Annotated in this window: 9 protein-coding genes; 3 read left to right on the forward strand and 6 right to left on the reverse strand. The window is 45.1% G+C overall.

Annotation, left to right across the window (positions count from 1 at the left end; all coding sequences use genetic code 11):
- The 6 genes from QVP90_RS10065 to QVP90_RS10090 all read right to left on the reverse strand — a co-directional run.
- A partial coding sequence (locus QVP90_RS10065; protein WP_441293874.1) for an InlB B-repeat-containing protein occupies window positions 1-1,844 on the reverse strand: 1,844 nt, incomplete at its 3' end.
- 50 nt (window positions 1,845-1,894) lie between these two features.
- A complete protein-coding gene (locus QVP90_RS10070; protein ID WP_005923183.1) occupies window positions 1,895-3,430 on the reverse strand; it encodes a DUF6850 family outer membrane beta-barrel protein in 1,536 nt (511 codons plus the stop codon).
- A 20-nt stretch (window positions 3,431-3,450) separates the two neighbouring features.
- Window positions 3,451-4,743 carry a DUF4876 domain-containing protein gene (locus tag QVP90_RS10075; RefSeq protein ID WP_005923186.1) on the reverse strand — a complete coding sequence of 431 codons (1,293 nt, stop codon included), beginning with the start codon at window positions 4,741-4,743 and terminating at the stop codon, window positions 3,451-3,453.
- Window positions 4,744-4,759: 16 nt separating this feature from the next.
- The gene (locus QVP90_RS10080) at window positions 4,760-7,573 is read right to left on the reverse strand and encodes a TonB-dependent receptor (RefSeq protein WP_021936329.1); all 2,814 of its coding nucleotides are present in this window, start codon (window positions 7,571-7,573) and stop codon (window positions 4,760-4,762) included.
- Window positions 7,574-8,046: 473 nt separating this feature from the next.
- Window positions 8,047-10,392 (reverse strand): TonB-dependent receptor, encoded by a 2,346-nt coding sequence (locus QVP90_RS10085; RefSeq protein ID WP_021936330.1) that lies wholly within the window; start codon window positions 10,390-10,392, stop codon window positions 8,047-8,049.
- A 202-nt stretch (window positions 10,393-10,594) separates the two neighbouring features.
- Window positions 10,595-10,942, reverse strand: coding sequence for a hypothetical protein (locus tag QVP90_RS10090; RefSeq protein ID WP_148301700.1), 348 nt, complete (start codon window positions 10,940-10,942; stop codon window positions 10,595-10,597).
- A gap of 182 nt (window positions 10,943-11,124) precedes the next feature.
- On the opposite strand from QVP90_RS10090, the gene QVP90_RS10095 reads away from it, so the two are divergent.
- From QVP90_RS10095 to QVP90_RS10105, 3 genes are all read left to right on the forward strand, one after another.
- Complete coding sequence (locus QVP90_RS10095) at window positions 11,125-11,733, forward strand: TetR/AcrR family transcriptional regulator (protein ID WP_005923199.1); 609 nt, start codon at window positions 11,125-11,127, stop codon at window positions 11,731-11,733.
- Between the two features lie 75 nt (window positions 11,734-11,808).
- A complete protein-coding gene (locus tag QVP90_RS10100) occupies window positions 11,809-12,630 on the forward strand; it encodes a class I SAM-dependent methyltransferase (protein WP_005923201.1) in 822 nt (273 codons plus the stop codon).
- Window positions 12,630-14,426 (forward strand): ABC transporter ATP-binding protein, encoded by a 1,797-nt coding sequence (locus QVP90_RS10105; RefSeq protein WP_005923203.1) that lies wholly within the window; start codon window positions 12,630-12,632, stop codon window positions 14,424-14,426. The genes QVP90_RS10100 and QVP90_RS10105 overlap by 1 nt, the downstream gene beginning before the upstream one ends.
- Window positions 14,427-14,430: the final 4 nt, after the last annotated feature.

The raw sequence follows: 14,430 nt of genomic DNA on the forward strand, positions 1-14,430 counted from the left end.
CCTAAATACGTCTGTGCAGAAGAGATACGGCTATTTTCGCCAATCTTTATATTCTTGATTTCTGCACCATCGGCTTTTCCGACCAATCCGGCATACTTCTCTGCCGTTGCATTTATATGCATATAATCAACGGTATAATCAGCTCCATCGAATATTCCGTTAAAAGGATGATCGTCTGTTCCCATCGGCATCCAGAGTAAAGTATCTCCGGCAGCATTAGGTACTCCCAAATTGATATCACTACCCAAACGGATAAATGTATTTTCACTACCTTCGCCTGCATTTACTTTGGAAGCAGCATAAGCTAATCCTTTGGCTGTATAAATTTCATAGTTTTCTCCTTCTAACTTATAGTCCGCACCGGCCTCGGCATACTGCGCCATATCTGCCCAAGTCAAGGCTTCGCCGGAATCAAACAGCAGGGTTACTTCCACATCTCTTTCGGGCATGGTAAAAGTATTGCCCTCGCTGATCTCTCCATTCAGTTTAAGCCCGGAGAATGTATATCCTGCAAAGGCTTTTACATCTAAAGTCACTTGCGTTCCGGGAGTATGATAAAATGCCTGCGCATCATCAGTTGCCAACGGATGAGTAACAAGTTCGCCCATCAGAGAAACAGCTACATTAACACGATAGGCATTCGCAGCCACATCGGCATCAGGTACCGGATACCCCTCTTCACCCAGTTTCCAGGCAGTGGCGCCAAGTACTCCTCCCGAAAGAGCATTCTCATAACCGGCATTTGCCGTGAGCTCTTTGAGCAGGGCTTCACTCTTTAACTGCTCATCAGTCAGCACAGTAAAAGCGACCCCGTTTTCACCGGATTTTCCTCCGTTATCCTTAGAATAATTACGGCTGATAAGCGTATAACTGGCACTTGCCACAATACTATATCCTTTTTTATCATCCAAGCTTACCTCACCCATATTAAGGTTGTTATTCAAACGCCCGCGAATACCGGCATAATAAGAACCAGCTACCGCTTTCCCAACAATGCCACCACCACGAATTACCGAACCATAATTTGCATTGTTCAACACGCGTGAATCTTCATAAAGATAACCGACTATACCTCCTGTATAAGAATTATCTGCATCTTTTCCCGTTACTTTACCATAGTTGACGCAATTGACCACTGTATCCGCTTTATTGGTACTGGCAGTAATACCTCCCACAGAACCGGGATTACTTACTTCACCATAATTCTTACATCCTCCAATGTAGCCGCTCACATTCATACGCCCGATGATACCACCCACATAAACATTGGTTCCTCCGGGAGAAGACACTGGCATATGATTGGTACAATTCAAGATACGGCTTTTAGTCAGAAGACCGGCAACAGATCCAATCTGGGCACTTGAATTGGTGGACGTAACAGAAGAGTTGGAACCGATAACCAGATTACGGACAGTCGCGCCGCTCAAATTACCAAAAAGTCCGACAGCTTCTATCGTTCCCGATACTTGCATGCCGTCAACAGTATGTCCCTGCCCGTCAAATGTTCCTTTAAAAGGAATATCGATCTTGTGGCCTTTGATATAAAGACCGACAGGAGTCCATAAAACAGTTTCTTCACCCACCGTCTTAGCTAAACTCACATCATTACCCAACTTAATGGTTTTCCCTTCGAACGTATATTGATAAGTATTCACCAATACAGAAAGGCCGGCCAATTCTTCCGGCTTTGTCAATGTGTATTCTGTTCCTTCTTTGTGTTCGGTATACCACAAGGTATCCGGTTTCTGGCTATCATCCGTCCAGCTAATACTCTGTGCAGCTAAGGGAAGAGAAAAGGCTGTCAACATCATTCCTCCCATTAGCAATAGTAATTTTTGTTTCATACTCATTTTACTTTGTTTATTAATATAAATACAAGTTATCCATCATCTCTTTAAAAAGCGACTCCTACAGAAGCCGTCAGGCTATTTGCTGCAGAAGGCCGCGTATCGTGTCCATATACATACCGAAGCTCCAAAAACAAACCATAGGCCTTATGTCGGGAATAATCTCCCCTCATTGCTACCTGAAAACCCGCCTGATTGGCCGCCAAGTAACCATAATTGCCATATACCGGCTGATTCAACTTCTTTGCTTCTTCCGTTTCAACTGCCGGCAACTGCAATTCGGGGGTAAGGGAAGCAACATATCTTCCTCCCAACTCTCCACGCAGCAGCCAATGACCGCAAGGAAACATCGCTTTTAGCATCAACTGAGAATGCAACCGGTGAATCTCCATTTCACGACGAGGATATACATAACGGGTATTCATATCGGTATATCCTATGGAGGGAATGATTGAAAAAACAGTCCCCGACCGATACGTATATTCGTAAAAGCCCGACAGTACCCCACGACTTATCCGATTCATATACATCTCATCTTCTGCTATCTGCGGATAAATATTACCGGAAGCGTCTCCGAACAGATTCTCCGTTCCGGTACGTTTGGTAAATGCGGCTTCCAACTTCATCCCCCAACGTGAAAATCTATCTTTGCTACTACGCCAGGCAATCTCTCCTCGCAGGTCATGTTCACCGACGGATGCCATCGGCAACTCGTTGAGGGAAGAAATTATTTTATCAAAAGAGAAATGATCGTAAAGCAAAGAAACGGCAAAACCTCCCTCACCGGCATCGAAAGGTGAAAGATTCACACTTCCGCCAAAAGAACGTCCTTTATAAAACGACTTCCCTTTTGCCCCACGAAAACGATAATAATCGGTACCCAATCCGGTGAAGTGATAAATATTGGGGACTCCCAATTCGTTATAAAACTGCAAATCGTTGGTCTGTTTATACTTGCGGGCATGCAAAGAATATCCCAATGCATAATGGTTGCCGGTTTTCCAAGACATGCCGATTGTAAAATACAAATCACCCGTCAGGTTTTTGGGACGGGGATCCGCATTCCGATACTCGATATCGGCACCATAAGACCCCTCCGCACCGATGGTATAGCTTCCTTTGCGATAAGCATATCCTCCGGAGAAATAATATTGCTCGGATTTCAGATCGCCACCTACTGTATCTCCCATCACATAAGGATATAACAGCAGATAATCCGAAGTCTCATTCCAACGCCGTCCTGTTTTCTTCCCGTTCTTATAGCGGGCTTCTCCCCACAGGCTGCTATTCCCCTTACGGATAAAAGAGCGCACATCCACAAAACCCATATATCTGCCATCCCCTTCCTCCGCCAACGAAGGCTGTTCTTCATGAATATACTCTCCTCCTGCACGCAATTCATTCAGTGTCGAGGGATGCCAGACGTATTTCATTGCCGGATTATCATAAACCAAAGAGAAAAACCCGCTTTCTGCCGTCGTACCGTTACTTCGCATACGCCCGTACAAAGACAGGCTGTCGGCGTCGGCAGCATGCAGCCCTAAAAAGGAAAAGAATAAAACAGTCATTAAATAGTATCTCATGATAGATGTCGGGGTTAAAGTCATTCTTCAACGGGTTGTACTCCGTCGTATGTCAACGTTTCTGCCTTCCTACCATCGGCACTTATCGCCGTATTTTGTTCTTCGATAAGAGAAGGTATACATTCTGTATTGAAATCGTCCGTCGAGTTATCCGTATCTTGCAATACCCTGTGACCGTTCTCATCCAGATAAAGCATTTTCCGCCGGACACTCTTGAAATAACGGTCCTTATCATGATCTATCTTTCCGCAATGAGTCCATCCGGCATCTACGGTAGCCGGTAATACGTTCCATTGACGTTCTGCTTCCACACTACAATTCACTCCGTCGACAATCCAGTCGTTCGGCAGTTTATAAGCCTTCTGAGACCAGGGATAATTGCCTTGCGGACTCGATATAATGTATTCGTATTTATAAAAGAATTTTTTCAGATATTCCTCTTTCGGAACTTGCATACGCGCCAGCGCATACGAACGGAAACCGCGATTATGAAGCACAAAGACAGAAAGCGTATAGCAATACCATTTATCGAGGTTCTCCACCGTTTCACTGTCAATATCCATATTGTCCGGTGAAGTGGAGACATCATACCATTCAAAATTGGCTTCACTAAGATCAAAAGAGTTCGGATTGGCCACCTGATGGTTGATGCCGGTATCACAAATCACCATACTCTCACCGGGCTGTACCGGATGCTCCTCACCACTGCCCGGAACAACGTAAATGGCATGTACCGTCATCGTGTCCTGACGGATGTCCGGAGTATAATCATACTTCTGTGTAGAGACGAATTTGGATTCCACCAGCGCCAGACCATCGGCATACAACACATGGTCCGTGTTATTGTAGATTTTCACATACGAATCGCCATAATATTGTTTACCGCTCTCCCGTAACGTACCCGTAAAGAAAATTTCTTCGATAATAAAATCATCCTTATCAATCAGCAGATGGGTATTCATCGTTAATGACACATTCCCGGATGTAAGATTCACATTTTCCAAAGCGCCACGCAAGCGCCCTTTCACTGTACGTCCTTCATCTACATAGGTTACATCGGCTTTATAGAAACAGTTGTATAATCCCTGAGGCAATTCCGGTTTCTCTGTAGCCGGCACTTTTACAGACAATCCACTGGATATGTTCTGGAAAGTAAGGGTATCGTTCGCTATCGATGCACCGGACAGGTCGTCGGGAAGCTTCACGGTAACCCCGGTGACGGTTCTCGATACATCCTCCAATTCATTACAAGCAGTAATACCTGACAACAGAATAACAAATACCGATAAAAACAAACTCTTTTCGTACTTCATATATCGAATAATTTATTTATAAACTAAAATTCAACTCCATGCCGAAATAAGGTTCTACATTCCGGCGTACTGTCAATCCACGACTTTTAAAGTCGGGAGTATAATCTAAGAGCTTATTGGCAAAAAATGCTAAATTAAGATACTTCCCTATCTTCTTCGTAACTTTCAGATTGACATAGAAGGCCATCGGAACGGTATATTTATCAAAAGTTCCCGAACTGATGGGAATAATCAGATGTTGCAGATAAAGGTCTTCTTTCGATGCCTCCGTATAGGGATGTTCCTGTCCATCCTCTGCCCACAGGTAGCTTTCGGGCACTCCGTCACGATAAAAAGCCTGCTTGCTGGTAAACCACATGCATTGCAACGAAGTAGAAAAAATCAATCCCCACTCCGGTATTTGCGTATCGAACATCAGGTTCGTGTTAAACTGCTGATAGACATTCCCGTCGTCCCAGTTATAGATACCAATGTACGAATCGGATATCGATTGGCCATCCACCATTTCGGATACGGTGCGCGGCATACGGATACTGTTGGTGTAAGTGGAACGGAACCATGCCCCACTGAGATTTACCACCGTACGTAACGGCTTGATACGCTGTGAACGGAATTGGAATTCCACTCCCTCTTTCAGCAGACGGCTTCCATTGGTCGCTTTATTATATCCTCCCAATATTTTCTTATCAGTGTAGGGCAGATCGTCCAGTGACGGAGGTCCCTGCAAAGCCGAACCGGTAATCTTACTTGCATCGTACTCCTTATAAGCATAAGAGGTATAATTGGCCACATAGCGAAAACCGGTATTCATGGATTCGCGGAAATAGCTTACCGACAGACGATTCCCCCCATAAGTAAAGTCTGCACGCAACTCCCATTTCTTATTACGCGCCGGACGTAACTCATAGTTGGTACGGTCTTCGATATAACTTCTTATGTTGAAGCGGCTGTTCTGCTCCGGATTCAGAACATCGTAATAGCCAAGCTGCACAATGTCTTTATAATAAGCATCGGGGAAGAGATAATCGAGCGTAGGCATCTTGGTAGTCCAGCCGATACCACCCCCCAGTGCGATTTCAAGGTTATGGGTTTTGCCCAGATCGATTGCAGGGAAATTCCACAATCCGTTGATACGGGGATCCAGGTAAAACTTATTATTCAGAACGTATCGTTTGTCAAGCCCGACAAGTGCCATCGCACGTATACCCCCCATTAATTCCAGCTTATGGCGACCGATTTTCGCTGTCATTACATCTTCAATAAATACACCCACATTCTGTAATGCAGGAATGTCTTTATAAGCTCGCGGACGACTACTCCATCCTCCGGCAGCCAACGGCCGGGTGAGATCGTACACTTGCCCGCGACCGAAGTTCTTCGTATAACTCCATTCACCTCCCACCTTGGCGTTATTCTTTACCGGGCCATTGGTAAATGAAAAGTCTCCTTTCAATTTGATAAAGGCGTTGAACGGTTTTCCATCCGACAGATAATCTGCCACATACTCTTTAAAAAGGAGAGTGGCATCATGTTCGCCCTCACCCGTTGTGGAAGGGACAATCATATAACGCTGCGGCGCTACCAATTTACGACGCGTCAAACGATCGAACTGTGCATTGGCAGATGTGTTCAACTCGATGCCTTTGACAGCCTTTACTTTGGGAAAAGTCCAAAGGAAGTTATTGGTCAGAGCTACCCGGTTATAGGTAGATTTATAAGTATCCGTGTTGCCGTAGTTCAGTTCGGGATCTTCTTTGGCATTATCAAACGAACCGGTATAGTCAATACCCGGAGCATAGCGCATGGTCCAGTTATCGTGGTTATAATTCCAGGTAAAACGTAGAGAGGTATTCATCCGTTTGTAGTTCACTAAATTATTACGGGGATCCGGTTTGGAATCCAGATAACCTACATCTACATTCACTACCCCATCTTCAGCACCCGGCAAGGCAAATCCCTTTCCGGCAGAGAAAAGTTTACTGTATCCGTCTGCCTTGAAACGCGCATTGAGAGGGGTCAGTTTACGCACCTTTTTTATATTGACAATTCCACTCGTAAGGTTTCCATATTCTGCGGACGGGATTCCTCTTACCACTTCCACACTTTCGATGTCGTCCGTAGAAATAGAACGCATATCTACCCCCCGGTTAACAATGTTACGGCTGCTCTCTGCCGAATTATCCGATACAGGCGAAGCTTGAAGGTTAGCATCGGTATTGATCGGAATACCGTCTACAATAAATTGCGTACCGAGTGAAGTAATGGAATAATCACTCCCGGCATCTCCTTTGGTTCCATCTGCTTTGATCACTCCCGTTTCGCGCAAAGTGATCGTATTGGCAGACCCCATATCCGGATCACGTGACATACCTCCGGGCAACAACTCCAACAAATCGGCAAAACTGGTAGGTTGCAGATGTTGCATAGCCGGACGGTCTATTTTAGAGGAAGAAACGAGTCCTTTCGACTCAGTGGCAGTAATAACGACTTCTTTCAATTGGTTATCGGAGCGTAATCCGATAGTCATATACGTACTTTTCTTTAATTCTACCGTACGTTGTTGACGTCCGTAACCAATAAAAGAGACCGTGAGTTTATAAATGCCCGGAAAAACATCGGTTATCCGGAACGTTCCATCGTCACCGGCTATGGCCGAATAGCGGCGTGTCTCCTCACTTTCCAACAAAACGGTTGCATAAGGAAGCGTCTCATGAGTAACCGCGTCACGTATAATACCGCTAAATATTAACTTATCGGCTGTATAAGCGTTCCCTGCATATAATAATAGAAATAAAAATAAGAAACAATATCTTGTCTTTTTTTGTCTCATAAGTCCAGAACGTATTTCAAGCTACAAAAAAAGGCTAAAATAAGATAGCAGGAAATACCTATAGATTAGTATTCATTTACATTGCAGTACTTATATATAGGTAATTTTTTATCCATAACAATACAATGAATAATAATCACTTAAGATGATCAGATTCAAACAGGACAGCCGAAGAAGAAAATATCTAAAGATATAAAAAGGTAACGTTTTCCAACTAAAAATAAATAAAACGGTATGCCGGTAACCGCAAGCAGGGTATTTACCTCCACCAGGAACTATCCATACAAGCAGTATGCACCGTGCTCGATGCATCTAACCACGGTCTTCAGGAGACTTTAGCACGGTGCATAAACCAAGGCCCCCGCTCACCCGGTAATGTCGAGAGGTAAAGGGTATCAATTGCCTGTGCCACCACCCCGAATGGCAATTGGCACATTGGCATATTGACGCATTGGCACATTGGCACAGTATTCTCAATAGCTAATCTTCACCCCTGCAAAAAAACTTCTGGGAGTGGCAGGCCCATAAATATAGTTGGAATCCCGGTTGGCTCCACGATCGAAATCTTTCTGATAAGCCTGAAAAATGTTTTGTATACCGGCATTGAGCTGAAATACGGTCGATTTACAAAACTTAAAATCATAGGCTGCTTTTATACCGAGATCGAAGAAATCGGGGGTCATAAGAGCAACTGCCGGGCGTTCGGGCATCTCTCCCATCGCTGCATTCTCGGCAGAGATGGCGGCACGCTGTACGAGCATGCTACCGGTATATGTACCAGACAGAGCAATGGTCAGCGGTTTTATCGGCGTATAGGTAGCGGTGAAATACCCGTAAGTATTGGGAGTACGAAACATCTTTTTCTCAGCCGGTGCATCATCGTCCCACTGATACGGTTCGTCGTAACGGCTACGCTGTAAAGTTACACCGGCCTGAAACTGGAATTGCGTCAGATAAGCCAGTTTGCCTTCCAATGTCAACCCCATCACTTTGGCACCGGAACCGTTATAGCGTGTCCGCACCAATACTCCGTCTCCCCGGTCTTCATACGGACCAAGAACAAAAACATCTTTCAAGGCAGTATAAAAACCTTCTACAAGGAAATTCACCTGCCATGCACCGAAACGGCGATACATATCGGCAGAAGCACTCAGACTTTGAGACTTTTCTTCTTTCAACCCTTTGGCACGTTCGATCATAGAAACCGTACCACCGACGTTTTCAATATGCATGTCTTCATCAAAGGCTTGCGGAGCACGGAAGCCCGAAGCATAACTGAGCCGGAAGTTAACATCCTTTGTCGGGTTGAAACGCAGGTTGGCACGAGGACTAAAGATCACATGATCTACCATATTATGCTTATCCAGACGACCGCCCAGAAGAATACCCCACTTTTCGTTTTTCCACTCGTTCTGCAGAAAACCGCTATAAATATTCACCGTCTGCTCGGTATGACGGTTGTATCCCCACATGTTATCTTCCAGATGATCACGGTTGTACTCCAATCCTGCCGTGAGATCGGCCGGCATGAAAAGACAACGCCCGAAGCTATACATGTATTGTGTGCCTCCCATCACAGTGAAATCGGTGGTCTTGCCATAGGCATTCGGATCTTGTCCGCCACCGTAATAGCTGTCCCGGTCGGTATTGGCAGCCGAAGTAAAAACACTGAAACGATGTTTCTCATTGGGTGAAAAGTAATCGAATTTCAAACTACCGCCATCAATGGCATGCTCCAGTTGCTCGGCGATATTGGCTTCATGAGGCGGACGGTTCAGCATATCTCCACCCCGGCGGAACTCTTGCAGATGATGATATTCAAAAGTAAGTTTCGAATAAGTACTGGTTTTGAAATAAGAACGGAAACCTACCGTCTGGTTCTTCAACTTCGGTAATTCGGTAAAACCGTCGCCGTCATAATCGTATCCCGAGCGATGACGGTTCTGCCCGAATATATAGACTCCCGCACGATGATCGTCGGTCACAAGAGAGAGGTTCAGAGAGGTATTGTTATCAAAAGAATTGCCCCCGCTGAAACCGGTGATCGTATGAGAAAGTTGGCCGGAATTGCGCAACGGCTCTTTTGTGATGATATTAATCGTACCGGCAATGGCAGACGAACCGAACAGAGCCGAACCACCGCCACGCATCACCTCCACCCGTTCGATCATACTGGCAGGAATCTGTTCCAGACCGTATACTCCCGACAACGCACTGAATACGGGACGAGAGTCTATCAATATCTGCGTATAAGGACCATCCAGCCCATTAATACGAACTTGCTGGAAACCACAATTTTGGCAATTGGTCTCTACACGTACACCGGGTTGGAAATTCAACCCCTGTGAAAGCGTACTGGAATTAGTCGATTCAAACAGCTTTAAATCGACTACATTGACAAGTGTAGGCGCCATACGCCGGGTAGTCTCATTACGATTGGCAGAAACCACGACCCCATCGAGGGCAATGGCGTCTTCCTCCAGTTCGAAGTTCTCTTCCAGCGTTTTTCCTTTCTTCAGGGTCACACTGCGGGTGATGGTTTTATAGCCCACCGAACTCACTTCCATCACAAAATTCCCCTCCGGGAGGTTCTTTAGGAAATAATGCCCCGTGGCATCTGTCACAGTTCCGATAGTCGTTCCTTTAAGGGCAATTGTAATATACGGCAAATGTTCCTCACTGTTCTTATCGAGTACATGGCCGATGATATTGGCATCGGACTTTTTCAATTCGGAGTGTTCCAATGGAGCGGGTTGTCCGGACATAGCAGAGGTAAGGGCACAATACAGGCCCGCAAGAATAAATATATATTTCTTCATTTTCGTTTGTTTTTTAGGAAGTAACCGCACGGTACAGGTATAGGCGGACCGTGAAATAGCCTCATACTCCCATATAGGAACATGATAAGCATACTTCTCCCCTAACCGCCATCCGGCAGCCACTTGTTTTGAATAAATTAAGAGCAAGAATAAAACAGGCTCTCAGAGATTTTTCTTTTCCACAGACATGCGGAAGTATTTACTACAAACGAAAAGAAGGAGGTGCCCTCAATGAAACCACTCCCACACAGGGAGTTAAATGCCCCGTCCGCTGCGGACACCACAAAAGCGTACAAAGCAGTAAAGCGATGAATGAGGCAAATACAGGAAGAATACCTGCATCAGTGGTCTGAAAATGATTTAAGAAATGGATTAACTGGAACTCGACCGTAGTGTGGCTATGCTCGACCCCTTTTTTGAATGGATGGGAATGGACAATCGTTACCCCATTCACCACGTGCGAGTGAGTGAAGAGCGTAATACCTGCCATGTACGAAATAAACAGTACAGGAAGGAACCATTTCATGATATTCAAATACAGTCGTTTCATCTTGTTAGTCCCGGGGCAAAGATAAGCAGATTCATGATACAAATCAACCCTTACCGACAATGAATCAGCATTATACCCTCCATTGGGTACAACTAAATACATCTTTTCATCATTATTAGGTATTTCGTGTTTACCGAAACCTCTCCATCTTTGCAACTAAACAATAAATAACACTCGGCGATATGCAAAAGTTGAAAAGCGACATACAAAAAACAATACTCGATGCAGCAGAATATCTTTTTATCCGTAAAGGATACAAGAATACTGCCATGCGCGAGATTGCCGCAAAAGCAGATGTAGGGCTGAGTAATATCTATAACTATTTCCCGAACAAAGACAGCTTATTCAGGTACATTTTGCAACCGGTAGTCGACGAGCTCTATACCATGCTCTACAACCACGACGTAAGCAAAGCAAATCTCGAAATGTTCACCAGCCATGATTATCAGAAGAAAGAGATAGAGTTGTATATGGCATTGGCAGGACGCTATCGCAAACAACTGAAACTGCTCCTGTTTCATGCGCAAGGCTCCTCATTGGGTAACTTCCGCGAAGATTATACCAATGAAATGACACGTGTGATAGACATCTTCTTTAAAGATCTGAAAACAAAATATCCGCATCTGAATATACAAGTCTCCAACTTCTTCGTCCATCTGAATACCGCCTGGCTATTCACTTTGCTCGAAGAACTGGTGATGCACCACATAAAGAAAGACGATATGAAAATATTTATCTCCGAATACATTGCCTTTGAAACGGCAGGATGGAAAGAGCTTATGCATGCATAAGCTCTTTTTTTTGAACGTTCCGGAACATTGTTCTTTTTTGAACGAAATCTGTATAACTATAATAATAGAATAAATATGAAAGAAAAAGTAACCATCAACGACCAAATAGCAAATACGCTATTTATTCCGCTTTACATGAGGTTTAAAGAGAGTCGCCGTCCCAACGGTATTATGAACGACCACCTCGCCTGTGAACTGATAAACCGCATCGACTATGACTTTTCACAATTCGACAAAGCTCCACTCAGCGAATTGGGCTGTGTGGTACGCGGCTGTTACTTCGATCGGAAAGTACAGGAATTCATCTTACGGGAACCTTCCCCGATAGTAGTCAATATCGGCTGTGGACTCGATACCCGTTTCCAACGAATCACAGAACGGCGCAATGCCACATTCTACGAACTCGATCTGCCGGAAGTAATCGATCTGCGAGAAGAATTTCTCCCGATAGAACCTGCCGATATTAATCTGCGCGGTTCTATGCTCGATACCGACTGGATGGATCGGTTGAAATCGAAACACCCTCAATCCCGGTTTATCTTTATCATCGAAGGAGTAGTCATGTATTTCACGAACGAACAAGTGAAATCCGTACTATCCCACCTTGCCAAGCGCTTTCCGGGCGGAGAGATTCACCTCGATGTTTGCGGGTCTATGTTCCAGAAGAAAGGAATAAAACCCGACGCATTGAAAAATAATAATGAAGCCCGTATGTTGAGCGCCATAGATAACGGACGTGTCATAGAACAATGGATACCGCAACTGAAAATGACGGATAATATCCTTTATCAAAACATCGAAAAGAAACGTTGGGGAGCATTCGGCGTATTCTGTAGGATGTTTCCGGGACTTTCGCGTAAATTCAGTCACCTCTTAGGATATAAAATTATAGAATAATGGAAAAGAAACAAAAGAAAGGAGTCGCCCGCCTGTTTGAGATAGCGGGTGAACGAAAAGGTCTGTTGATACTGGCCGGCATCTTGTCGGCAGGAAGTGCCTGTTGCATGCTGGTCCCTTATTTATCAGTATACCAGGTAGCCAACGAACTGTTGCAAAATGCAGGAAACATCTCACAAGCAGACAGCGGACACATGATTCGATGGGGATGGATTGCCTTTGCCGGCCTGACAGGCGGATTACTGCTGTTGTATGCTTCACTAATGGCATCACACGTAGCCGCTTTCCGTATCCTGTACGGACTAAGGATAAAACTTGCCGAACATATCGGCCGGTTACCTCTTGGCTACTTAAACGGGACTTCGACCGGAGCTATCAAAAAGACAATGGAACAGAATATTGAAAAGATAGAAACATTCATCGCCCACACCATCCCCGATCTGGTGAACGTACTGGCAACGGTGGTCATCATGTTCACCTTATTCTTCACCCTCAACGGGTGGATAGCAGCAGTATGCCTGTTGGCTATCGCATTGGGGATAGGTCTTCAATGCACCATGATGTTCGGCAAGGCCGGTCAGGAATTTATGCAGACCTACTTCGATACACAGGAAAAGATGAGCGCCTCTGCCGTGCAATATGTACGGGGAATGCCGGTAGTCAAGATATTCGGGCAAAGCATCCGTTCTTTCCGGCAGTTTAATAAAGAAATCGAAGCATACAAGACCTATGCTCTGAAAGTATGCGATACCTATCAACCCGGAATGGTGGTTTTCATGGTGTTGCTCAACTCCATCGTAACTTTTATCCTGCCGGTAGGATTACTTATCCTGAGCGGGCAACCTCAAAACATCGCCTTCGCAGCCGTCTATCTCTTTTTCATCATCTTGGGGCCGGGTGTAGCAACCCCGATTTACAAATTGACTTTCCTCGGTTCGAGTACAAAAGAAATCGATGAAGGAGTAACCCGCCTTGACCGGATTTTTTCGGAAAAAACAATGCCGGAAAGCTTAAATCCTCAGAAGCCACACGGGTATGATATTACTTTTACCGACGTCAGTTTCGCCTACGAAAACAAAACGGAAGCCACGCGGACAGATGCTTTACACCATATCAACTTCACAGCCCGTGCCGGAGAAATCACAGCACTGGTAGGTCCGTCCGGTTCGGGAAAATCGACGATAGCCAATCTCATACCCCGTTTTTGGGATGTGGAGCAAGGGGAGATCAAAATAGGAGGCACTAACGTAAAGAATATTGCCACAGAGCAGTTAATGGACCTTGTGTCTTTTGTTTTCCAAGACTCATTCCTTTTCTTCGATACGATTTACGAAAACATACGCGTGGGTAATCCCCATGCTACCCGCGAACAAGTGATAGCTGCCGCACAAGCAGCACAATGTGATGAATTTATCCAACACCTCCCCAAACAATACGACACGATAATCGGAGAAGAGGGCGTCTACCTTTCCGGTGGTGAAGAACAACGCATCTCCGTAGCACGTGCCATTCTGAAAAACTCCCCTATCCTCGTACTGGATGAAGCAACCGCCTTTGCCGATCCCGAAAATGAATACAAGATGCAACTTGCCATTCAAAAACTCATCCGGGATAAGACAGTCATCATTATCGCGCACCGGCTATCATCTATCCTATCGGCCAACCGTATTGTGGTGCTGAAAGAAGGATGCGTTGTGCAACAGGGCACACACGAGGAGCTGTGCCGGCAAGAGGGCGTTTACAAAAAAATGTGGGATGCTTATACCGATGCATCTCAATGGACATTAAATAAATAAGGAG

It is taken from the genome of Bacteroides sp. CAG:189, assembly GCF_000432295.1.
In the GTDB taxonomy this organism is placed as follows: domain Bacteria; phylum Bacteroidota; class Bacteroidia; order Bacteroidales; family Bacteroidaceae; genus Bacteroides; species Bacteroides salyersiae.